Raw genomic sequence first — 523 nt, 5'->3', positions numbered from 1 at the left:
CCGCCTACCGCAACCAGCTCGTCCGCACCGGCGCGCGCAGCGGAACCACGGTCTCCGTCAACTGGCCGTTCTGGGAGGAGGGCGGCATCGGCGGCACCGCCGTCCGGGAGAACCTGCGCACCCTCGGCCTGGCCCCCCTGGACACCCCCCGCGCCCTGACCGCCCTCCGACACGCCATGACCCCCGAGGACACCAGCCCCACCCGGAGCAGGCTCACCGTCCTGGTGGGCGGACGCGAGGAGTTGAAGGCCCGGTTCGCCGGTGACCAGGAGGAGCCGCCGGGCGAGTCCGCCACCGACCCGGCCCGGGACACGTCCACCGCGGCTCCGGTCACCGGAACCGACCCGGTCGCGCCGCCGGACGACGTCGCGGGCCAGGCCCTGGTGGAGGAGGCGACCGGTCACCTGCGGCGACTGGTGGCGTCGTCGCTCAAGCTCGACCCCGAACGGCTGTCCCCGGACGCCGCGTTGGAACGGTACGGCATGGACTCCGTCATCGCGGTCGGCGTGATCGCGGAACTGGA

The 523-nt window shown here is 74.4% G+C and carries 1 protein-coding gene; it reads left to right on the top strand.

Annotated features, from left to right (window positions below; translation table 11 throughout):
* Nucleotides 1–523, top strand: a 523-nt coding sequence (locus UK12_RS33045) for an acyl carrier protein (protein ID WP_045306905.1), incomplete at both ends; no start/stop codon positions are given.

Origin of the sequence: Saccharothrix sp. ST-888 (assembly GCF_000955975.1) — a bacterium.
Lineage (GTDB): Bacteria > Actinomycetota > Actinomycetes > Streptomycetales > Streptomycetaceae > Kitasatospora.
This window is presented reverse-complemented; position numbering and strand designations above follow the sequence as displayed.